Origin of the sequence: Sphingobacterium endophyticum, assembly GCF_009733535.1 — a bacterium.
GTDB lineage: Bacteria > Bacteroidota > Bacteroidia > Sphingobacteriales > Sphingobacteriaceae > Sphingobacterium > Sphingobacterium endophyticum.
The window spans coordinates 38,851-59,917 of sequence record NZ_SMMI01000003.1 but is presented as its reverse complement, the minus strand read 5'-3'; the positions used below and the strand labels follow the sequence as shown (position 1 = coordinate 59,917).

Below are 21,067 nucleotides of genomic sequence, written 5' to 3'. Positions count from 1 at the left end.
ATTTTTTGGCAAGAAGAAAGAATTTTTTTGATAGAATCAATTACACTTAGAATATCTGATTATGAAAACAATAGCATTTATAATGATTATGTTGTTTTTTGGCAACAATTTATCTTTTGGTCAGACCAATGCTGATCAATCTAAAGATTGGACGACATTTGAAGAAAATGGTAAATACGGATTCCGATACTCCGATTATAAAAGGAGTGGAGATCCTAATGTGGTTGCCATAGCACCAATTTTTGAATATAGGATTCCATATTTCTTTCTTAAAAATTCAAAATATAACGAGGTCGTAAAAAGCTTTGATAGGAAAATAGAATGCCCCTGTCGAACTGAAGCCTATGAAAAGTTTGGAATAACAAGCTTCGCGATTATAGACAGAAAAGGAGAAGAAGTCATTTCGCCAGCTAATAACCATACGGGATATCATGTTCTTCAACCCACGATTTTCGCCTTGGAGATTGCTTACCATAAACCTCCAGATATCAAAGGTTGCAGCATTACTATCATCAATATTGAAACTAAAGAAGTTATTGCAAAGCTCGCCCCAAATAAAAACGGAAATCAGGCAATCATTCAGCCTAAATATTTGATGAGAATGAGAGATTTTGACTTCGAAAATTCTTTCTACGTTAATACTTCGATTAATAAAGCATTTTCAGAAAAACTTTACGCATTGCATTCAAAAGAAAAGTTCGATTATATACTCATTTATCCTGAAGATTTTAATGATTCGAATACTCCAGAAAAAGTAAAAGGTTTTTCCGCCTACCTCCTATGGAATGATGGAAAGCATAAGTTAATTAAGGAAGAATGGTTTAGAGAACTATAAATGGTTAAAACACAAGTTTTGGCAAGTGAGTTTAGGATTTAATTTTTAAACAGTAAAAACTGAAGTTTTAAAGTAATAATAATCAATGCGCCAATGTCTTAACGTCGATTAAAGATTTAAAAAAAGAACAAAATGAATCTATATAACCTATTTAATAAAACCATAAAAGAAAAACCCTCAATCAGCTACCAAGTAGGTCAACAATGGCACTACCATACCCGTCCTGGTGAAGAATCCTCGACTTTAAAAATCTTAAAAATTGAAGATTACGAAAAGGAAGGTACCATTATACATATTTCATTCGCTGCAGTTAAAATTAAAAATCCAAAATACTTTGAAGGTGCTTTAGAAGAGGTGCTGCATTTGCCCATTGCTGAAAATGCTTTGAGAAAGAGTACGACCAAACTAAAGGATGCAGATGTTCCATTACCCATTTATGAGCTTGGTTATACGCGTTGGAAAAATGCTTTTGATGAAGGCAAAGCGGGGTATTTTGGTATCCCACTTAGGGAGGCAATACAATGGTTAGAGGATGGGACCTATGAGGTAAAATAAGAAGAGATTGTTGTTTCATTCTAGAACTTTAGCTCGGGAAACTGTTTAATCTATAACTTAATGACATAAAAAAATAATTCTTATATTATGTAACACATTCTCTTACGTCAATTACAAACTATGGAAAAAAGTTTTGATCAGGTGCAGTATTTTAGGGTTGATGGAAAAGATTATCCAATAGATTGGAGCCGGACATTTTGGACGATCGCTGAACTAACTTCTACCTTGTTAACTGAAATAACGGTTGATATTCCAAAAGACATTTCGGTAGAAGAAAATGATCTACTGGATGATTATAATCCAGATAGAAAAATAAAGATTTCTATTGAATCCTTAAGGATTTTTGAAAGTGGAGTTCCAACTGGACAGACAAAATTTGAAGAGGACAAAAATCCTGTCGATCACAAATATTTTAACAAAGAGGGTTTTGAGTATAGCCTTAAATTTTATGGGACAGTCACCTATCGAGACAATTGGGTGTTGATCGAAGGGGAATTAAAATCTCCATATGGTGATTCGGCGGTCTATAGCTTACAGGTTGCAGTACAATTCAATGCTGAAGTATTAAATTGGAGCAAATATCATTTTAAAAGTCTGGAGGAAACTGTTACTGCTGACCCATTGATCGTGAGAAAATTGGATATTGTAAACCCTACATTCACATCCCTTCCCGATGAAGTCTATGATTTTAAGAACTTATCTTATTTGTCGATTACTAAGCTGGGTGATTATTTTGACCAAAGCAAGTTAGCATTTAAGGAATTTGACGAACGTATTGCTGATTTAACCGAGTTAGTATCTATAACAGTCAATAAGGCCTCTATTCATCAACTTCCTGAAGACATTGGTCATTTGAAGAATTTAGAGGTATTATCCATCAATATGTGTGGTTTAAAGAAATTGCCAGATTCTTTATGGTCCTTACCGAACTTAAAATACCTATATCTATTCAGTAACCAAATTAGAGAAATACCTGAAAAGATAAATTTACCGTCGCTACAAGTTTTAGATGTCAAAGAGAATCAATTAAAAACATTGCCCGGTTCTCTTACTGAACAACCCGCTATAAAATCTATTTTAGCTAATGATAACCCCTTAGAATATCTTCCTAACGAATATAATTCATTTCAAGGTTTAGAAATTTCCATCGAAGACAAGAGGAATTTATTAGATTATACCTATAAAGGGGCAGACGGACAGGGTATGGTTCCATGGGATGACAGCATTTTCGCCGCTGAATCTGATCGAGAGTTAATTAAACCTGTAGATGAAATAATCAGGAAAAATAAATTAACACAAGCACGTGAAGCATTATTGTCTTTGCTGAAAAAAGCCATCGGATTTGAGCAGTATGAAAATGAGGATTATCAGAAATTAGGAAATCACCGATTTGGTGGTTATCCTGACTTGCCTTTAGATATCCCATTTCCTAGTTTTTATAATGATTATAGGGATAAGGATTTCCTTTATGAGTTTATTGCCCAGATAAATTGTGAAGAACTTTCAAACTTGCAGGAGTTTCTTCCCAAGTCAGGAACTTTGTTCTTTTTCTTTAAAAGCCTACAATTTTTTGGATATGATGATAAAGACCTAGCAAAGGTAATTTATGTTGCGGACAATGGAACATTGAACTCCGGAAGTCGGTTCGATTTTAAGGAGGATGATTTTTTTGAACTCCCAAATGCTAAGTATAAGGCTTTCAAAGCAAAAGCTTTTAAAGTCAATTCAGCGCCTTCATTCTATGCTCACAGGGAAAATCGATATTTATTTGAGGGGAATGCACAATCACTGGAACATCAGGAAAAATTACTCGATGATTTATATGAGACTTTTGAAGTGCCAGTTCTGAATTTGAAAAAATTTGATCATGCTATGAATTGTTATGGATTTACGCAGCATGAATCGCCAGAATTACAGGCTTCTTTATCTTGGAAAGGAAATCCCCAAGACTGGATCATTCTGCTAGAGGTAAAATCAATCGGTGACTTTCAATGGGGGGATGCCGGCGATCTGTTTTTTGTTATTCATAAAAGTGATTTAACTAGAAAAGATTTTAGCAGAATATTCGTAACCATGGAAGGTGGTTAATGGAGATTAATCTATATAATGGGAGGGAATATAATTGAAAAAGGCTAAATCATTAAAATCATTTACCTTCACTAAATTGGAGTTGTGTAGAAGGCTCAAATTATCTGATATTTCAAATACATCAGCATAATTATGATCGCTCACAATGATTCCTTTCTTTTCTTTAACTATTAAAATGTGACTTTTTAAAAAAGCTATTAATATGGGGCTCAATTTTGTAAATGGTTCGTCGAGTAAGAGGAATGGTCTATTTGAATACAAGATTATTAAAATTTCTATCAATCTAGCTTCACCGGCCGAGAATTGATATAACTTAAGATTTAAATTTTTTTGAATTAAATCGATTTCATATAAATAAGATTCCTGGCAAGGCATAAATCTAATTATATCTTTTACTTTCATGTTATAAGGGAATAACTGTCCCTGAGGTAAATAGGTGATTTTATTTGTTTTATATCCTTTTTCAAATTTAACCCCTTCACATTTCATGTATGCAAAGTCGGGTTTTAAATTGCCGAAAATAATGTTTAAAAGCGTTGATTTTCCTGAACCATTCCTCCCCAATAAACCTAGAATAGAGTTTTTTGGTAAATCTAGATATATGGAGTCAAGTATTTTAAATCCCGATCTAGTGTAGGATAAACTGTCTATATAAAGTGATTGATTATAATGCATATAAATGTAAAAATTACCAGATCAATGATTAAGAAAATGGTTAGCATACTGAAAAGTGAAACGCTCGTGTTTCTCATAAAATCTCTATATTTTCTAAAATAAATGAGATAGTAAATTACTCCAGAAGAGGCATAACCTAGAATTTTTATCCAAATAAGTAAGTTGTAAAATGAAATATCCGGAGGGATTGAGAGATTCTGTAGTGTTATTATTAATAGTAATACACTTAATGAAAGATTAAAAATGTAAAAGATTTTTGAAAAATAAAATGTCTTTTCGAGTCTTAATCCCATAGAATTTAGTTGTTTTTCTTTAATGGTTTAATTAATAATAGGTTATTAACGAATGTTCTGAATCATTAAATTTTTTAGTGAAATTTAATTTCATTCTCTTGAGGTTAAAACTAATAATTTATTCTCTCTAATTTTTTTTCTTCACAATAATTAACAAATGGGATATTGATGTATTAGGTTTTTAGAATCGTTATGGGGATGTTTTTAAAGGAAGCGGTTTCCTCATCTTGCGATGAGGATGATAGGGGGGGGACGGGGATTTATGGCCAAAATTGTTTAAATTAGGAATATAGATCAGAATATTATGGAAGTTCGGAATAATGAAGACAATCTTCAATTTGAGATTAGAGAGGGGGAGGAGGTTGCACGGTTGGAATATAGGTTTTACAAAAAGAGCATTGCCATGATGCATACTGTTGTTCCTGAAAGTATGCAGGGAAAGGGTATTGCTTCTATTTTGGCAGAACATGCATTCGCATTTGCAAAATCAAAGAATAAAAAAGTGATGGTGTACTGTCCTTTTGTTGCCAAATATGTGAAGAAGCATCCTGAAGTGAGGGAACAGATCGATCGTGATTATCATCCTACACTATAGGTTCAATCAGTTATCTCAAGACCTGACTTTTGAATTCACTTGGAGTAATCCCCTTTACTGATTTAAATATTTTATTAAAGTTGGAAAGGCTATTGAATCCACATTCATAAGCGATGTTGGTGATCTGCAGTTTATTCTCAGTAATCATTTTACATGCTTCACTAATTCTCACCTCATTGACAAATTGGATGAATGTTTTCTGTGTCCTGGTTTTAAAATATCTGCAGAAAGCATGTTTTGACATATTGGACATATCAGAAACGTCACTTAGTAAAATCTCTTTTGCGTAGTTGTCAAATACGTGCTTAAACACTTTCTCAATCTTATTGTTGTCAACAGGATTATAATTATTGGTATAACCAACGGATGAAATACATTCAAACTCGTCGGTATTAACCATCGTGTCCAATATTTCCAGTAGTAAGATTGTTTTTTGCGGACCATAGGGTGTTCTTACTATCTCTAATAGTTTGGATTTGAGTTCCCTTTTGGTCTTTCCATAAAAGATCAACCCACGTTTAGAGAGGTTGAAAAAGGCATCAATTTTATGTGAATTAAAAAACTGACCTAAAGTTTCGATAGTTAAAGAAGGTTCAATATATAATGCTAAAGATTTTGCTTCTTCCACAAGCAGGTCGCTGTTCTGGTCATTATGCCAAACATGAGGAAGGTCAGAACCGATAAAGGTCAATTCATCGGGGAGGAATCTATCAACGTTATCGCCAATAATTCTTTTTCCTTCACTTTGAACAATATAGGTCATCTGACAGGCACTGTGAAAGTGGAATTCGGTAGAAAATATTGGGCGATTGACCTCCTTTGTCGCAAATGTTTTGATTTCCGAGCCTTCAAGTATTTTGGCAAAAACAGGTTTCATCGATAGCTTATTGACTGATTATTATGATGACAAGATACTGTAAATAGTTGAGTTATTGAAAATCAAGGTAACGATGTTAATATAGTGTGTGAATATGTTAATTCAAGCAAAGTTCTTTACCTAACATTAGATTATTTTCGTGTATTCCAATTAAAGAATAAACCTGTTAATTGAATTGATATGTTCAAACGACTCCGTCAGCACTTTTTACTTTTAGGGTTAATTTGTTTCGCTGTTGTTATGTCATGCAGTAAATCTCAAAAAGAGAATAAGGTTTTAAGGTACGCTTCAATCACAGGATTGAAAGCTGAAAAATTGGAAGCGTATAAGAAGCTTCATGCCGATGTGTGGCCAACTGTACTAAGTAAATTGAAAGATTGCCAGATTCAGAATTATTCAATCTACTTAAAAGAGATCAAAGGTGAATATTATTTATTCAGTTATTTTGAATACACGGGGGATGATTTTGAGCAGGATATGAAGAATATGGCTGCGGATCCGGAAACACAGAAATGGTGGAAGGAAACAGATCCATGCCAAATTCCATTGGCAGATGCACAGGCAAAAGGCGAGGTGTGGTCAGCAATGGAAGAGGTTTTTCATATGGAATAGAACTTTAAAGAGTTAGTTAGTCAATATAGTTTTTAATTTGGTTTAAATCCACCTTGGGGAAGGTGGATTTTTTTTTTGCCATAAATTGTCAATATAGTTGTAATAGCAGGCAATATCGTTTAAGCTGTTTTGTTGAATTGCCAATATCTTTGGTTAACAATTAAAATCTAAACGATGCAAAAAGTCTTATTATTCACCTATATCCTTTTCGGGATGATGTTTAGTGCCTATGCACAAAACCGGGTCATAGTCCCTGTTCCTAGTACTCAACCTAATAAGTTTCAGCAAGAACAGATCAGCAGAAAATATGGGATGTTCATTCATTTTGGAATCAATAGCTTTCATGATCAAGAATGGACAGATGGTTCAATGCCGGCGAGCAGTTATAACCCTAAGGCTATTGATGCCAAGCAATGGGTAGAGACAGCGAAGAATGCAGGAATGAAGCATATTATCCTGGTTTCTAAACATCATGAGGGATTCTGTTTATGGGACAGTAAGTACACAGAATATGATGTTGCTAATTCTCCTAACAAAACGAATGTTGTGGAGGAAGTTGCGAAAGAATGTAAAAAACAGGGTATTAAACTTGGCCTATATTATTCTCTTTGGGATAGAAAGGAAAATCCAAATGTTAAGGATGTTTCAGCAGATCAGGCTTATAATGCCTATATGCTAAAACAGCTGGAAGAGCTTCTCGATATGACCGGTAAATATTCGGATATCGTAGAGTTATGGTTAGATGGAGGTTGGGAAAAGGAAAATTACAGATGGCCAGCTCAAGATATCTATAACTTGGTGAAGAAAAAAGCACCAGCTTGTCAAATCGGAATTAACTGGAGTATTGGATCTCCAGAAAATGCGGATAAACATGCTGTCTTGCCGGATATGCAAAAGGAACATTTCCCTATCCGTTATTTTCCGAGCGACTTTAGATTAGGAGATCCTTATCTACCTAGCAATCCTGATCCTAAGATCTTTTCAGCGCAGGGGAACAGCTATTATATGCCATTCGAGACTACGGTGGTATTGGGCGAAAGATGGTTCTTCAACACAACTGATAAAAAATACAAAACATTGGAAGAGCTAGAAAATATTTATCAGAAGGCGACCGTACAAGACAACATTTTAATCCTGAATGTGGGACCGAATAGAGATGGTCGTGTGAAGGATTCTGATGTGGATATCCTGATGAAGTTGAAAGAAAAGCTCAAACTATAAAAGAAATTAATCACCTAAACACATAAACTAAACAATTAATGATTTTAAATTTTAAAGTCCAGGACAAGCGGTTTCCATTATTAACCGGTGCTGGAAGTGATGCAGTTCATAAGGATCCAATCTATTCATATGCAGTTACGGAATTGATTGATGATAGCGGGCATATAGGAACAGGGCTTGCCTTTACTATTGGAGCTGGAAATGAACTGGTCTGTCAAGCTGCTGCATTCTATGCGGAACAGTTGAAGGGTAAGGACATTGAAGAAATCATGGCTAATTTTGGGCAGGTTTTCAATGCATTAAGCAATGAGCAGCAATTCCGTTGGTTGGGGCCACAGAAAGGTGTGGTGCACTTGGCGCTTGCCTCCGTAACGAATGCTTGCTACGATCTGTGGGCTAAAAAAAGAGGTGTCCCGCTATGGAAATTATTGATTGATTTATCTGCTGAGGAGCTAGTCAATACCTTGGACCTATCCTACCTTGAGGATGAATTGACAAAGGATCAGGCGATTCAATTACTTCAGGATAATATGCGTAGCAGGGATACCCGCATGAATATCATTGAAAAGGGATATACAGGTTATGACACCTCAGTTGGCTGGTTTAATTACTCGGATGATCAGATCCGTGAAAACTGTAAGAAAGCAATTGATAGCGGGTTTACAGCGATGAAGTTAAAAGTGGGAAGTTCTGATCCGCTACGCGATATCCGACGTGCGCATATCGTTAGGGAAGTTGCTGGGGATGCTGCTACAGTGATGTTGGATGCGAATCAGCAATGGACCTATCCTCAAGCTGTATCCATCTGTAATGAACTGAAAGAAATGAACCCTTATTGGGTAGAAGAGCCAACCCATCCGGATGATGTATATGCACATAAGAAATTGGCGGAGCTTGTTTCACCGATAAAAATTGCAATGGGAGAGCATGTCCCCAATAAGGTACTGTTCAAGAATTACCTTCAGTTGGGAGCAGCCGGTTTTGTACAGGTTGATGCAGTTCGAGTAGGTGGGGTAAGTGAATTTTTGACGGTAAGCCTACTGGCAAGAAAGTTTAATATTCCAGTGGTTCCGCATGTCGGTGATATGGGGCAATTGCACCAACATTTGGTATTGTTCAATCATATAAACATGGGACATGAAGCTTTGTTTTTGGAACATATTCCGCATCTAAAATCACACTTTGTCCATCCTGTAGATATTAAAAATGGAGTTTATAAAACACCAATGGAAGTTGGTAGTAGTTGCGATTTATTATAAGATGTTACTATGCTAGGAAATATTGACTTAGGAATTTCTATCTTTTATATCCTCCTTATTTTGCTGGTCGGGATTTGGGCTGGGATGAGTAAAAAAGGGAAAAGTGAGGTGAAAACTGCAGATGGTTATTTCCTAGCTGGGAAATCCTTACGATGGCCTGCTATTGGGTTAGCATTATTTGCTACCAATATTTCAACTGTTCATTTGGTAAGTCTGGCACAAAGTGGATTTGATACCGGCTTACTAAATGGAAATTTTGAATGGATGGCAGCCTTTACTTTAATTCTGCTTGCCTTATTCTTCGTTCCATTTTATTTAAAGTCTGGCGTTGCGACCTTGCCTGATTTTCTGGAAAGGCGTTATGATCGGGCTAGCCGAGATTGGTTGACGATTATTTCTATCGTTTCAGCGATCGTCATTCATATTGCCTTTTCGATGTTGGCAGGAGGAATTGTACTGAAAACTTTATTCGGATTCAATATGTACTTGAGTATTGGTGTAATTTGCATTATAACAGGTATTTATACAATATTGGGAGGATTGAAAGCGGTGGTAGTTACGGAATCCATACAGACTGTTGTTTTATTGAGTGGAGCCTTTATTATTAGTTATGCGGCTTTTCATAAAATGGGTGGCTGGTCTCCAATGTTAGATGTCCTACATACGGAAGGACAGATGGAGCGTTTATCCATGTTAAGACCCACGGATGATGCAAGCGGAATGCCGTGGCAAGCGGTCATCCTTGGATATCCAATTTTAGGGATTTGGTATTGGTGTGCCGATCAGACGATCGTTCAACGGGTATTGGGAGCAAAAGATGAAAATCATGGTCGGGTTGGAGCCCTGTTTTGTGGATTCTTAAAGATCTTGCCGGTTTTTATTTTCGTATTGCCAGGGCTGTTTGCCTATACCTTGTTCAAATCAGGCCATTTGGATCTGAGCAGTTTGGGATTGGATGCTTCCGGAAATGTGAATTCCAAAGGGATCTATACCTTGATGATTACCCAATTATTGCCTTCGGGATTAATAGGGGTTTTAGTGGCAGCGTTGCTATCTGGGTTGATGAGTCAAATTTCCGGGGCCTTGAATAGTATATCAACTATGGTTAGTTATGATATCTATAAGCAGAAAAAGCCGAATGCTTCAGATAAACAATTAATTTGGATCGGTAAGGTATCGGCAGTCGTTGCTATGATCGCTTCTCTTTTCTTGCTCCCCTTATTGGACAGGTATGAGTCAATTTTCAATGGGATTAATGATGTGATAGCGCATATTGCTCCACCAATAACCTGTGTTTTCTTATTAGGTGTCTTTTGGAGCAAAGCTTCTGCGAAATCGGCAAAATTAACGTTATGGATAGGTTCCCTTCTAGGCGTGCTGGTCTTTGCAATTAATAAATTGATGCCTGAATCCTTTATTGGTCATATACCTTTTATGATGATGGCTTTTTATTTGTTTATATTTTGTGTGCTGATTCAGGTTTTGTTTTCATTGATCTATCCAGTTCAACATACAGAAGAAAGCAAGCAGCTTTATTGGAAAAATCCCCTTGATCCCTTGCGTGGGAAAGCCTGGAAAGGCATTGGAAATTATAGATTCCTCTCAGCTCTATTATTGGGAATGGTAATAATGCTTTATATTGTATTTAGATAAAGAGAACATGAGCGAACTAAGGGACAAAGTTATATTGATTACCGGAGGAACTGCCGGTATCGGTTTGGAATGTGTAAAGGCATATATCAAAGCTGGAGCAAAGGTAGTTTTTGTTGGTTTGGATCATTCTTCTGTGGAGGAGGCCAAAGCTTTATTTGGGAATCCGCATTTAGGATTGCAAGCAGATGTTTCTAATGATGCTGATGTAAAAATTATTATTCAGAAAACTGTGGATACTTTTGGACGGTTGGATGCCATTCATAATAATGCTGGTTTGGCAAGTCCTTCGAAACCTCTTCACCTTACGGAAGATGATGAGTGGGAAAATTTAATCAATGTTAATTTAAGAAGTTTGCTATATACCACCCGTCATGGCTATTCCTATCTTAAGGAATCCAAGGGATGTATTTTGAATACAAGTAGTTTAGTAGGGGAAATCGGACAAGACAATCATGCTGCTTATTCAGCTACGAAAGGAGCGGTCAATGCATTGACTAAATCGATGGCTATAGATTATGCAAAGGATGGGATTCGAGTTAATTCTGTTTTGCCTGCAGCAGTTATGACCCCGATGCTTAAAAATTGGGTGTCAGAACAGCCTGATCCCGAAATAACCGAAGGTTTTTTAAATGATATCCACCTATTGGGATATTGCCCTGAAGGCGATGTTATAGCTGATGCCTGTGTTTTTTTATTGTCGGATAAAGCTAGATTTATTACCGGAGTTAATATGCCGGTTAGTGGTGGAGCAGAGTTAGGGTATAGGAGGGGTGGATAGCTATTTAATTGGTTTGTAAGTCATAACGGTGTTAAACCCATTCATTAAAGAGTCATTCGTAAGCTTTAGCGTTAATTCATTCTCACTTAGATGAATGATTTTATACTTGCTGAAAATCACTAAGGAATCAGCATTTAAATTTAGTTTTTCGGAGATTTTATTATTCACTCTGTAGGATAGAATGAGGGTAGAATCTTGACCGTTAATTTTATAATCACCCCAATATTCGGAAACTCTTTTATGCTTAAGCTCGGAAAGATCTGCGATCTTAATTCCTGCAAGCTGATGAATGGAGTCTTTTATGGTATGTGAATATTGTGTTGGGGTAAAGCTTAGGGTCGTTGAACGGATATAACTTTCCGGAGAACTATTATCTGTAAAAACCTCATTGATTAAAATATCATTTTTCCAGATGTATTTTTCTAAAAGTGCACGATTGAATTCACCGTCAATAGGGGACATATCTTCCTCTTTACAGCCTATAAGGAAGGCAAATGCGATTAAGAGTAAGAATTTTCCTTTCATGGCTTCCGCTATTTTGGTTAATTAATAATGGAAAGAAGGTTAAATAATATTAGAATACTCTAATTTAAGTTAAACTATTTTGTTATCAAACACTTAGAGTAAAATAAATGTTTTATTTAAATTGATTTTATTCAAATCCATCAAATTTCCATTTCTTGTTTGGTAAAATATCATTTTCTTTTTAAGAAATAAAATTTTCCGACATAATTCATGGAAATTTGATGCTGATTTAATATTTGATGGCATAATGTAGAATCATAAGCCCTTTATCATATTTCAATTCGTCTAGCAAGCTTAGGGCATAGGCAGAATCAACATCCTCAAAAAGTTTTGTTCCATGACCAATAATGACAGGATTGAGCTTAATCTTTACTTCATCAAGAAGTTTATTCTCTAATAACCAGCCAGCTAGCTTGCCTCCTCCGCATAGATAGATGTCCGAATCTACTTCTCTTTTTAATTTTGTTAATATTTCTACATTTAAAGGAAGGATTTTAACCTGATTATGAAGATGTTCCAATTCCAAATGATCAGATAAAATATACTGGGTCATATGAGAATAAGTAGGAGAGGGTTCACCTGGCTTTACTCCAAATTGATATCCAAATTCATATGTTTTTCTTCCCATCAATACATGTTTGAATGCTTTAAGATCTTCCAAATAGGTTTCTATGGCAGTTCCTTCATAGATATAGCGACTGACATCGTTATTCGGACCTGAAATAAATCCATCTATTGAGGAGGCTACATAATATATAATCTTTTTCATAGTATATCCTTTCTTATAATTAGTATAACTCGATTTGTTTGTCTATTTGAATTTCTTCTAAAAAATAATGGTCATGCGATATCACAATTAAACAACCTTGGTATGCTTGAATGGCGGCAGTCAAGATTTGAATGTTTTGGATATCGATATTATTTGTCGGTTCATCAAGAATAATAATATCGGGTGCTTTGCTCGAAATATTTAGGCAACATAACAGAAGACGCATGCGTTCACCGCCGCTTAGAAAGAGGCAACTTTTATCCCAGGATTCTTTTGGAAATAGAAATCTATTTAATCTGATCTTTACTTCATGTTCTTGTAATCCCGATTGATTGAAGCTCTGTGCCATGTCATAAACCGTAAGGTCGGATTTTATTAAAGAATAATCCTGATCGACATAAACATAGTTAAGATTAACCCGATTAACCTCTCCTTGACTAGGCATGTTTTTGCCAATCAATAAATTTATTAAGCTGGTTTTTCCTGAGCCATTTAATCCCTTAAGGGCTATTCTATCCCCATATTTGACTTGAAAATTAAGATTTTCGGTCCACAGGTTTTTACCGGCAATTTGATAGTTGAGGTTTTTAACTTCAACCAGATTTTTTCCATTGTAAAGACCTGAATCATCAAATCCAAACTTCATTTGGTCAAGCTCAGGGAGGTTTGCCCTCAATTCGTGTAGGTTTTGGCGTAATCCGGAAATCTTCTCTTGATGCACCCCCTTAAGCTTGGAGGTACTACCCTCAGCTTTATTTTTCAGTGCGCCCATTAAGATTTTTGGAATACCGGCCTTTTCCTGTTTCTTTTTACCGCGAGCATTTAGTTTGTTCTGCCTTTCATTGGCTTCACGCTCCTTATCTTTGGCTTTCCGGAGTTCTTTTTCTTTTGCTCTTACATCCTGATCTAATGCGTTTTGGGCGATGCCTTTTTGTTCGGCAAAGAAATCATAGTTGCCACCATACTTCGTAATTCCTGATTTGGTCATTTCAGCGATTTCAGGCAACAGGTTCAAAAGAGTTCTGTCATGGCTAACAACCAAAAGTGACTGGCTGCAATTCTCAATGAATTGGTATAGTAGATTTCTGCCTTCATAATCCAAATGGTTACTTGGCTCATCCATTAATATAATTTCGGGTTCCTGAATGGCAATACCTGCAAGAAATACCTTGGTTTTCTGTCCGCCGCTTAGATCCTCTATCTTATGATCCAAGGATATTTCGGAAAGATTCCAATGTTCCAGTGCTTGCTGACAACGGTCTTCGATTCCCCAATCATCATTGAGGGTGTCCATATTTTCAGCCGTCATTTTTCCGTCTAATATTTCATGGAAAGCTCTCAGCTTTTCATGAATGCCAAGGGCTTCGGCGACACTCATGTTATTATAGTTGTCAAGCAATTGTGGAATATAATACGGTTTGCTGTCACATGCTACGGTTCCTGAGTTTAGGCTGAGCTGGCCGGCAATGATTTTTAATAATGTTGACTTTCCAGTACCGTTATTGCCAATCAATGCCAATTTTTCTTGATTGTTAACGACAAATTGAATGTCTTGAAATAAAATATCCTTATTGGGATGAATATATGTTGCGTTTTGTAGAATAACCATAAAATCCTTTCGCTAGGGGAATAAAACCATTAAAAAGCAATTTGCTTTTTGTGAATTGTTGCGGAAAGAATTTGGGTATTACATATATCCGATTTTGATTTTTGATTACACAAATATAGAATTATTTTTTTAATCCTATCCTTTTCGAGGTTTAAGCGTTCTCTATGGTTCTGAATGTGAGGTTGATTCTCGGACCATGAGATGCTTTGGTTGGAGGAAGCCTATGCAGCCAATGGTCTTGAGTATTGTCTTTCATGATAAGTAAACTGCCGTTTTCAAGTAGGATATCAATCTTTTCCTTTGTTTGCTTGTTTTTGAAAGAGAATTTTCTTTCGGCTCCAAATGTTAATGAGGCAATAGCACCATGCTTTTTAAGGTCTTTTTCCCCATCACTGTGCCATGCCATGCCCTCTGAACCATCATGGTAGAGATTGAGCAGGCAGGAATTATAGGTTTCTCCAGACTCTTCCTCCACTCTTTTTTTTAATTCCAATAATTCCTTGGTCCATGGAAGGGCAACTTTTTGGATGTTTGAATAGCTGTATTCAAATCTTTTATCACCATACCAAGCTACCTTGCGTTTAGTTTCGATATGTTTTCCAAAGATGACGGCTTGGTCATTCTTCCATTCAATGGAATTGAGCAAGGTATTGTAATAAAAATTTGTATCAGGTATAATGACCCCATAATAATTGACAGTACCATCATGGGGCAAAAGATTCTTCGAAGGTTCAGCGGTATTAAATAGCTTCATTTGTGATTTCTTTGTCGTTTTGAGCGAACTCCCAGCCCAATATAACAGATTTTCGAATTGGTTTCCAACGGTATCCTCCGGTTTGTCCGGTGGTTTGGATTACCCTGTGGCAAGGGATTAAATAGGCAATGGGGTTCTGTCCGATTGCGGTTCCTACTGCTCGGGAGGCATTCGGCTGCTCGATTTTATTCGCGATATCTTTGTAACTGCTTACTTCTCCCAAGGGAATCTGAAGTAAAGCCTGCCATACCTTGAGTTGAAATGGTGTTCCTTTTAAGTGAAGTTTTATTCGTTTTAAGGAGTTATCTTCTGGGTTGAATATTCGTACAGCCTCAAGATGAATCGGCAGCTCCTGCTCGCTTAAATTGGCGTTTTCAAAGACCTGCTCAAATTCCTGTACTCCTTCTTCTTTTTGATCTACAAATGCCATGTAGCATATTCCTTTCTCGGTTGAAGCAACCAAACAGATTCCGAAAGGTGTTTCCTGCCAACTATAAGAAATATCCATGCCCTCTGCACCTTGTTTGTATTCTGCAGGAGTCATTCCTTCTATCTGTACAAACATATCATGTAGCCTACTTGTGCTTCCTACTCCCGTCAATAGATGCGTTTCGAAAAGGGTTTTCTGTTCTTCTTTCAACAACTTCTTTGCATAATTCACCTGGGTGTATTGTAGGAACTTTTTAGGACTTGTACCTGCCCAATCACTAAACAACCGTTGAAAATGAAATGGACTTAAATGAACATGTTCTGCAATGGCATCCAAACTAGGCTTCTCTTGGAAGTGATCCTGGATGTATTGGATTGCCTTAGCAATTCGTTCATAATTCAATTCTTTTTGTGTCTTTTCCATATTCAAATTTCCCTACAAATGGCAGAAGATAAAATCCGATTCTTGCTAAGTTACGAGATATTACAAAAAGAAAGGCAGATGAAATGATCATCTACCTTCCCGAATAAACTATATATCAGGGTTATTTTGCTAAATAACCTCCATCTACTGGATAGTAAGATGCGGTGACGAAAGAAGCTTTATCTGAAGCCAACCATAAGGTTAATTCAGCAACTTCTTCTGGTTTTCCTAATCTTTGGAAAGCATGTTGGGTTTCAAGATATTTTAAGGTGTTTTGATCAAGGTTTTCATCAATTAATGGGGTAGCAATAAATCCTGGTCCGATGGCATTGACACGAACGCCTTTGGTGGCATATTCCCAACCTGCAGTTTTGGTCAATCCGACTACACCATGTTTTGCCGCGACATAGGCAGATGACTGCGCAAATCCAACAGACCCTAAGATCGAAGCCATATTGATAATACTTCCGCCGACTTTTTCGATTTCTGGCAATTGATAGTGCATGCCATAGAAAACTCCATTTAGATTGATATCAATCACTTTTTTCCAGCCTTCTATGGATAGTTCGGCAACCGGATTGGCTTCACCGCCGATTCCAGCATTGTTTACTGCGATGTGCAACGCTCCGAAATTCTCGATAGCAGCAGCCACTATTTTTTTATTGTCTTCCGGAGAAGATGAATCAGCTTTGATAAAAATTACATTTCCATCCCCAAGATTGTTGATAAGTTCATTGCCTAACTTTTCATTTAAATCCGCTACAACCACTTTAGCACCCTCTTTTACAAAAAGTTCAACAATAGCCTTACCAATACCTGAAGCTCCTCCAGTTACAATAGCTACTTTGTCATTTAGTTGTTTCATAATAATACCTCTTTTTTAATATCAAAAGGTACAAAGAATACGCAGGACAAAGTGTGACCAAAGTCATTGAATTAACTGATTATGACTTTAATAGGAAAGAAAAGTGGAAAGGTTACAAAGTTTTGATAATTGTCTATTCTTTATTTTCGGGAAGATCGTTGCTTAAAATTATAGCATCACCTTTTCCATATTCATTGGAATAAACTTTTATCAAGACTCCAACTGATGAAAGAATCAATGGTCCAAAAATTAAGCCCAGCATACCAAACAATTTTAGCCCTAATAGAACTCCAAATACAGTAATTAGAGGTGGGACATTGCCCAATGTTTTTAAAATGGTAAAGCGAAGAATATTATCAATGCTACCAATTAACAAGAATCCATATAACAAAATACCAACACCATTTGCTGTTTCACCACCAGCCAATGTAATGATGCCAAGAGGGACGTAAATGGTCATGGTCCCCAATACCGGAACAATGGAGGCAATGCCGGTCAGCATTCCCATAAGTATAAAGTTTTCAACCCCAAAAATCCAATAACCCAGCATGGCAACCAAGCCTTGGAAAAAGCCCAAGATTGGTATACCAATAGCATTGGAACGGACCATAGAATCGAATTCAGTCCATAATTCTTGCTTGCTCTTTGGAGAGAACGGAACAGCACGGGAAATATAACCTTCCATCTGCCGACCATAAACGAGCATAAAGTATAGGACAAATAGAGCCACGATAATATTGATCATAACCTCCGCCACCGAATTTAAGATGCTTGGTACATATTTAGTAAAGCTCTGTAAAATATTCAACAAAGCTTCATTTGACATGTCAATATCCTTAAGAAAAGGTTTATCGGCCATATATTCCTTCAACAAATTAAATTGCGAAAGGATCTTATCAGTATTTGAAAGGAGTGCGGTGATTTGAGGAACTAAATAATCAACTAATGCCCATATAGGCAGTACAATGAAAACAATGGAAATTAGAATAGCAAGCAGACTAGTAAGGATCTTGTTCCATCTTCTTTTTTCTGTCAATTTAAAATAACTCTTTCTGAAAAGTACATATAACGTAATAGCACCTAAAAATCCAGGAAGATAATAATAGAGATTCTTGAAAATAAGGATACAGACCAAAATGATAATTATTATCAGCATGATCTGATTGATGGAATTGTTGTTAATCTGCTTCGTTCTCATATGCAGAAGCAATTTAGGAATTTTTGTTAGTATTTAGTATTTAGTAGTTAGTAATTAGATTTGTATAGTTTGATATTTTCAACTCTAATTTTTACCCCATTAGCGTCCTTAGGTCTTACTACTAAATACTCAATACTAACTACTAATAAACAAAAAAAGCCCATCCTTTTTTTAAGGATGGGCTTTTTTTGTTTATTCAGACTATGCTCCTAATTGTACGCGTTTGAAAGCAGTAACAGTTAATCCTTTAGATACAGAGTCTAAGAATTGAGCGATAGATTTAGAAGAATCTTTAACGAACTCTTGGTTCAATAAAGTATTTTCTTTGTAGAATTTGTTCAATTTACCTTGAGCGATTTTTTCGACCATTTCTTCTGGTTTACCTTCCGCACGGATTTGTTCTTTAGCGATTTCTAATTCGCGTTCGATAGTTTTAGTATCAACACCGTCTTTATCGATAGCGACAGGGTTCATTGCAGCGATTTGCATAGCTACATCTTTACCAGCTTCTTCAGCACCAGCAGCATCAGCAGAAAGGCCTACCAATACCCCTAGGCGGTAGTTACCGTGGATGTAAGCAACCACTTTATCAGCAGCAACAGATTCGAATTTAGAAACGTCGATTTTCTCACCGATTTTACCAGTTTGCTCGATTAAAAGGTCAGCGATTTTAGCACCACCGATTTCTAAAGCTTTTAATTCTTCTAATGAAGCGGGGCTATTTGCCAAAGCAGCATCAGCTACAGATTCAGCAAAAGCAACGAAGTCAGCGTTTTTCGCTACGAAGTCAGTTTCACAGTTAACTTCAACTACGATACCTGATTTGCCATCAGCGTTAGCTTTAGCAATGATAACACCTTCGTTTGAGTCGCGGTCTTGACGGCTAGCAGCAACTTTAGCACCTTTTTTACGTAGGTAGTCAACAGCAGCTTCGAAATCACCATTAGCTTCCACTAATGCTTTTTTACAGTCCATCATACCAGCGCCAGTTTGTTGACGCAATTTGTTTACATCTGATGCAGAGATTTGTACTGACATAGTATTTTTTTTGTTAAAATTACGATTGATGTGTTAAGGATTCTTTGTTTTTAAAACAAAAGAATGTTAACTTTTAATGTTCTGTTTTTTGCTTATTATCAAAAAACCGGGTAGACAGTGGCGGTAAAAGGAAGCAGATCTTCCAGAAACCAACACTAGTCTATCCGGCTTATATAATAGAATAATATTATTCTACGTCTTTCGCTTTACGAGTGCGTTTTCCTGGAGCAGCTTCAGTAGCTTCACCATTGTCAACTGCAGCTTTAGCAGCAGCAGCTTCTTTTTCCGCGTCCTCTTCTTTATCGCGTTTGCGTTCTTCTAATCCTTCGATAATAGCTTTACCAATTACACTAGCGATTAAGCTGATTGACTTAGTAGCGTCATCATTCGCAGGGATTGGGAAATCGATGTTCGTAGGGTCAGAGTTTGTATCTACCATTGCAAAAGTAGGGATGTTTAATTTCATCGCCTCAGCAACAGCAATATGTTCTTTCTTAACGTCGATAATGAATAATGCAGCTGGCAAACGGTTTAAGTCAGCGATACCTCCTAAAAGGTTTTCTAACTTAATACGCTCACGTTGAATCATCAATTTTTCTTTTTTAGACAATACATCGTAAGTGCCATCTTTTTGCATTTTATCGATGTTTGACATTTTTTTGATTGATTTACGAACAGTTGCGAAGTTAGTAAGCATACCACCTAACCAACGTTCCGTAACGAAAGGCATATTAACCGCTTTAGCTTGTTCAGCTACGATTTCTTTAGCTTGTTTTTTAGTTGCTACAAAAAGCACTTTACGACCTGATTTCACGATTTGTTTAATCGCTGAAGCAGCCTCTTCTAATTTTGTAAGAGTTTTGTTCAAGTCGATAATGTGGATACCATTGCGTTCCATGAAAATGTACTTAGCCATTTTCGGATCCCACTTACGAGTAAGGTGACCAAAGTGAACACCTGCATCCAATAATTCTTGATATGTTGTTCTTGCCATTTTTTGATCCTCCTTATATTAACGTTTACTGAATTGGAATCTTCTACGAGCCTTACGACGTCCTGGTTTTTTACGCTCAACCATACGGTCATCACGAGTCATTAAACCTTTAGCACGTAAAGCAGGTTTTACTTCTGGGTTAAGCTCTACTAAAGCTTTAGCGATCGCTAAGCGAACAGCTTCTGCTTGACCTTTAACCCCGCCACCTTGAACGTTAACGTTGATGTCAAAATTTGCAAGAGAATCAGCTACCAATAAAGATTGAGTAACGATGTATTGCAAAGGTAATGTAGGAAAATATTCCTTGTAGTCTTTACCATTAACGGTAATGTTTCCATTGCCAGCAGTTAAGTAGATGCGGGCAACAGCAGTTTTTCTTCTTCCTGAAGTGTTAGTTGTTGACATAATCGTTCTCCTTAAAATTTAACTGGTTTTGGATTCTGTGCCTCATGTTTGTGCTCTGTTCCAGCATACACATAAAGGTTTTTAAATAATTGACGTCCTAAACGGTTTTTAGGTAACATCCCGCGTACCGCTTTCTCGATGATGCGCTCTGGGTGTTTTGCCATTAACTCTTTTGGAGAAACGAAACGTTGACCACCTGGGTAGCCCGTGTAGCGAACATATACTTTGTCGCCTAATTTGTTTCCAGTCAATCTGATCTTGTCTGCATTGATAACAATCACGTTATCTCCACAGTCTACGTGTGGGGTGAATGAAGGCTTGTGTTTTCCACGAATCACTTTCGCGATTTCGCTTGCCAAGCGCCCCAAAATCTCGCCTTCAGCGTCAACAACGATCCATTCTTTGTTAACGGTGTTCTTGTTAGCAGAGACAGTTTTGTAACTTAACGTATTCACTTGCTTTTATTTAATTAATTAATAATGTTTTAAATCCTTTTGTAATCACTACAAAGAGGTCTGCAAAGGTACAATATTAATTTTTAATTGTCAAAGCCATATTTACTTTTTTCTGGTTTTGTTTACGCTTTATCTAAATTTCTGATTTAAAAGGAGATCTT

General features: G+C 36.6%; 22 protein-coding genes. 9 read left to right on the top strand and 13 right to left on the bottom strand.

Translation table 11 applies throughout. From position 1 onward, the window contains the following. Positions 1-61: 61 nt before the first annotated feature. The 3 genes from E0Y80_RS03225 (at position 62) to E0Y80_RS03215 (ending at position 3,478) form a co-directional block, all read left to right on the top strand. Positions 62-835 carry a hypothetical protein gene (locus E0Y80_RS03225; protein WP_156305979.1) on the top strand — a complete coding sequence of 258 codons (774 nt, stop codon included), beginning with the start codon at positions 62-64 and terminating at the stop codon, positions 833-835. Positions 836-967: 132 nt separating this feature from the next. Beyond that, positions 968-1,390 (top strand): hypothetical protein, encoded by a 423-nt coding sequence (locus tag E0Y80_RS03220; protein ID WP_156305978.1) that lies wholly within the window; start codon positions 968-970, stop codon positions 1,388-1,390. Positions 1,391-1,510: 120 nt separating this feature from the next. Beyond that, positions 1,511-3,478, top strand: coding sequence for a DUF1963 domain-containing protein (locus E0Y80_RS03215; RefSeq protein WP_156305977.1), 1,968 nt, complete (start codon positions 1,511-1,513; stop codon positions 3,476-3,478). A gap of 6 nt (positions 3,479-3,484) precedes the next feature. Here E0Y80_RS03215 and E0Y80_RS03210 read toward each other — a convergent pair whose 3' ends face one another. Beyond that, positions 3,485-4,153: an ATP-binding cassette domain-containing protein gene (locus E0Y80_RS03210; protein WP_156305976.1), complete on the bottom strand. Its 669-nt coding sequence runs from the start codon at positions 4,151-4,153 to the stop codon at positions 3,485-3,487. A 597-nt stretch (positions 4,154-4,750) separates the two neighbouring features. Here E0Y80_RS03210 and E0Y80_RS03205 point away from each other — a divergent pair. Next, a complete protein-coding gene (locus tag E0Y80_RS03205; protein WP_156305975.1) occupies positions 4,751-5,041 on the top strand; it encodes a GNAT family N-acetyltransferase in 291 nt (96 codons plus the stop codon). Between the two features lie 10 nt (positions 5,042-5,051). Here the strand turns inward: E0Y80_RS03205 and E0Y80_RS03200 are convergent, their stop codons facing one another. After that, complete coding sequence (locus tag E0Y80_RS03200; RefSeq protein WP_156305974.1) at positions 5,052-5,918, bottom strand: AraC family transcriptional regulator; 867 nt, start codon at positions 5,916-5,918, stop codon at positions 5,052-5,054. A 180-nt stretch (positions 5,919-6,098) separates the two neighbouring features. Here E0Y80_RS03200 and E0Y80_RS03195 point away from each other — a divergent pair, with 180 nt between their 5' ends. From E0Y80_RS03195 to E0Y80_RS03175, 5 genes are all read left to right on the top strand, one after another. Further along, a complete protein-coding gene (locus E0Y80_RS03195) occupies positions 6,099-6,530 on the top strand; it encodes an L-rhamnose mutarotase (protein WP_197091472.1) in 432 nt (143 codons plus the stop codon). A gap of 174 nt (positions 6,531-6,704) precedes the next feature. Beyond that, positions 6,705-7,751: an alpha-L-fucosidase gene (locus E0Y80_RS03190; protein WP_156305973.1), complete on the top strand. Its 1,047-nt coding sequence runs from the start codon at positions 6,705-6,707 to the stop codon at positions 7,749-7,751. A gap of 38 nt (positions 7,752-7,789) precedes the next feature. Next, positions 7,790-9,010 carry an enolase C-terminal domain-like protein gene (locus tag E0Y80_RS03185; RefSeq protein ID WP_156305972.1) on the top strand — a complete coding sequence of 407 codons (1,221 nt, stop codon included), beginning with the start codon at positions 7,790-7,792 and terminating at the stop codon, positions 9,008-9,010. Between the two features lie 9 nt (positions 9,011-9,019). Continuing rightward, entirely contained in the window at positions 9,020-10,663 is a 1,644-nt protein-coding gene (locus E0Y80_RS03180; protein WP_156305971.1) for a sodium:solute symporter, read from the top strand. Between the two features lie 7 nt (positions 10,664-10,670). After that, entirely contained in the window at positions 10,671-11,441 is a 771-nt protein-coding gene (locus E0Y80_RS03175; protein WP_156305970.1) for an SDR family NAD(P)-dependent oxidoreductase, read from the top strand. Here the strand turns inward: E0Y80_RS03175 and E0Y80_RS03170 are convergent, their stop codons facing one another. From E0Y80_RS03170 to rplM, 11 genes are all read right to left on the bottom strand, one after another. Further along, on the bottom strand, positions 11,442-11,966 hold the full coding sequence (locus tag E0Y80_RS03170) for a hypothetical protein (RefSeq protein WP_156305969.1): 525 nt from the start codon (positions 11,964-11,966) through the stop codon (positions 11,442-11,444). Positions 11,967-12,195: 229 nt separating this feature from the next. After that, the gene (locus tag E0Y80_RS03165; RefSeq protein WP_156305968.1) at positions 12,196-12,735 is read right to left on the bottom strand and encodes a dihydrofolate reductase family protein; all 540 of its coding nucleotides are present in this window, start codon (positions 12,733-12,735) and stop codon (positions 12,196-12,198) included. Between the two features lie 19 nt (positions 12,736-12,754). After that, a complete protein-coding gene (locus E0Y80_RS03160; protein WP_156305967.1) occupies positions 12,755-14,344 on the bottom strand; it encodes an ABC-F family ATP-binding cassette domain-containing protein in 1,590 nt (529 codons plus the stop codon). Between the two features lie 151 nt (positions 14,345-14,495). Next, complete coding sequence (locus E0Y80_RS03155; protein ID WP_156305966.1) at positions 14,496-15,098, bottom strand: alpha-ketoglutarate-dependent dioxygenase AlkB family protein; 603 nt, start codon at positions 15,096-15,098, stop codon at positions 14,496-14,498. Then, a complete protein-coding gene (locus E0Y80_RS03150; RefSeq protein WP_156305965.1) occupies positions 15,085-15,951 on the bottom strand; it encodes a bifunctional transcriptional activator/DNA repair enzyme AdaA in 867 nt (288 codons plus the stop codon). The genes E0Y80_RS03155 and E0Y80_RS03150 overlap by 14 nt, the downstream gene beginning before the upstream one ends. 121 nt (positions 15,952-16,072) lie before the next feature. After that, positions 16,073-16,816 carry an SDR family NAD(P)-dependent oxidoreductase gene (locus E0Y80_RS03145; RefSeq protein WP_156305964.1) on the bottom strand — a complete coding sequence of 248 codons (744 nt, stop codon included), beginning with the start codon at positions 16,814-16,816 and terminating at the stop codon, positions 16,073-16,075. 133 nt (positions 16,817-16,949) lie between these two features. Beyond that, on the bottom strand, positions 16,950-18,014 hold the full coding sequence (locus E0Y80_RS03140; protein ID WP_156305963.1) for an AI-2E family transporter: 1,065 nt from the start codon (positions 18,012-18,014) through the stop codon (positions 16,950-16,952). A 201-nt stretch (positions 18,015-18,215) separates the two neighbouring features. Then, positions 18,216-19,052, bottom strand: a complete 837-nt coding sequence (gene tsf / locus E0Y80_RS03135) for a translation elongation factor Ts (RefSeq protein WP_156305962.1) — start codon at positions 19,050-19,052, stop codon at positions 18,216-18,218. 187 nt (positions 19,053-19,239) lie between these two features. Further along, complete coding sequence (gene rpsB, locus E0Y80_RS03130; RefSeq protein WP_099369648.1) at positions 19,240-20,046, bottom strand: 30S ribosomal protein S2; 807 nt, start codon at positions 20,044-20,046, stop codon at positions 19,240-19,242. Between the two features lie 18 nt (positions 20,047-20,064). After that, complete coding sequence (rpsI, locus tag E0Y80_RS03125) at positions 20,065-20,451, bottom strand: 30S ribosomal protein S9 (protein WP_093098740.1); 387 nt, start codon at positions 20,449-20,451, stop codon at positions 20,065-20,067. A gap of 11 nt (positions 20,452-20,462) precedes the next feature. Continuing rightward, complete coding sequence (gene rplM / locus E0Y80_RS03120; RefSeq protein ID WP_094255220.1) at positions 20,463-20,906, bottom strand: 50S ribosomal protein L13; 444 nt, start codon at positions 20,904-20,906, stop codon at positions 20,463-20,465. Positions 20,907-21,067: the final 161 nt, after the last annotated feature.

Coding starts and splice junctions, on each gene's coding strand:
- E0Y80_RS03225 (WP_156305979.1), top strand. CDS start 62: ATGAAAACAATAGCATTTATAATGATTATGTTGTTTTTTGGCAACAAT.
- E0Y80_RS03220 (WP_156305978.1), top strand. CDS start 968: ATGAATCTATATAACCTATTTAATAAAACCATAAAAGAAAAACCCTCA.
- E0Y80_RS03215 (WP_156305977.1), top strand. CDS start 1,511: ATGGAAAAAAGTTTTGATCAGGTGCAGTATTTTAGGGTTGATGGAAAA.
- E0Y80_RS03210 (WP_156305976.1), bottom strand. CDS start 4,153: ATGCATTATAATCAATCACTTTATATAGACAGTTTATCCTACACTAGA.
- E0Y80_RS03205 (WP_156305975.1), top strand. CDS start 4,751: ATGGAAGTTCGGAATAATGAAGACAATCTTCAATTTGAGATTAGAGAG.
- E0Y80_RS03200 (WP_156305974.1), bottom strand. CDS start 5,918: ATGAAACCTGTTTTTGCCAAAATACTTGAAGGCTCGGAAATCAAAACA.
- E0Y80_RS03195 (WP_197091472.1), top strand. CDS start 6,099: ATGTTCAAACGACTCCGTCAGCACTTTTTACTTTTAGGGTTAATTTGT.
- E0Y80_RS03190 (WP_156305973.1), top strand. CDS start 6,705: ATGCAAAAAGTCTTATTATTCACCTATATCCTTTTCGGGATGATGTTT.
- E0Y80_RS03185 (WP_156305972.1), top strand. CDS start 7,790: ATGATTTTAAATTTTAAAGTCCAGGACAAGCGGTTTCCATTATTAACC.
- E0Y80_RS03180 (WP_156305971.1), top strand. CDS start 9,020: ATGCTAGGAAATATTGACTTAGGAATTTCTATCTTTTATATCCTCCTT.
- E0Y80_RS03175 (WP_156305970.1), top strand. CDS start 10,671: ATGAGCGAACTAAGGGACAAAGTTATATTGATTACCGGAGGAACTGCC.
- E0Y80_RS03170 (WP_156305969.1), bottom strand. CDS start 11,966: ATGAAAGGAAAATTCTTACTCTTAATCGCATTTGCCTTCCTTATAGGC.
- E0Y80_RS03165 (WP_156305968.1), bottom strand. CDS start 12,735: ATGAAAAAGATTATATATTATGTAGCCTCCTCAATAGATGGATTTATT.
- E0Y80_RS03160 (WP_156305967.1), bottom strand. CDS start 14,344: ATGGTTATTCTACAAAACGCAACATATATTCATCCCAATAAGGATATT.
- E0Y80_RS03155 (WP_156305966.1), bottom strand. CDS start 15,098: ATGAAGCTATTTAATACCGCTGAACCTTCGAAGAATCTTTTGCCCCAT.
- E0Y80_RS03150 (WP_156305965.1), bottom strand. CDS start 15,951: ATGGAAAAGACACAAAAAGAATTGAATTATGAACGAATTGCTAAGGCA.
- E0Y80_RS03145 (WP_156305964.1), bottom strand. CDS start 16,816: ATGAAACAACTAAATGACAAAGTAGCTATTGTAACTGGAGGAGCTTCA.
- E0Y80_RS03140 (WP_156305963.1), bottom strand. CDS start 18,014: ATGAGAACGAAGCAGATTAACAACAATTCCATCAATCAGATCATGCTG.
- tsf (WP_156305962.1), bottom strand. CDS start 19,052: ATGTCAGTACAAATCTCTGCATCAGATGTAAACAAATTGCGTCAACAA.
- rpsB (WP_099369648.1), bottom strand. CDS start 20,046: ATGGCAAGAACAACATATCAAGAATTATTGGATGCAGGTGTTCACTTT.
- rpsI (WP_093098740.1), bottom strand. CDS start 20,451: ATGTCAACAACTAACACTTCAGGAAGAAGAAAAACTGCTGTTGCCCGC.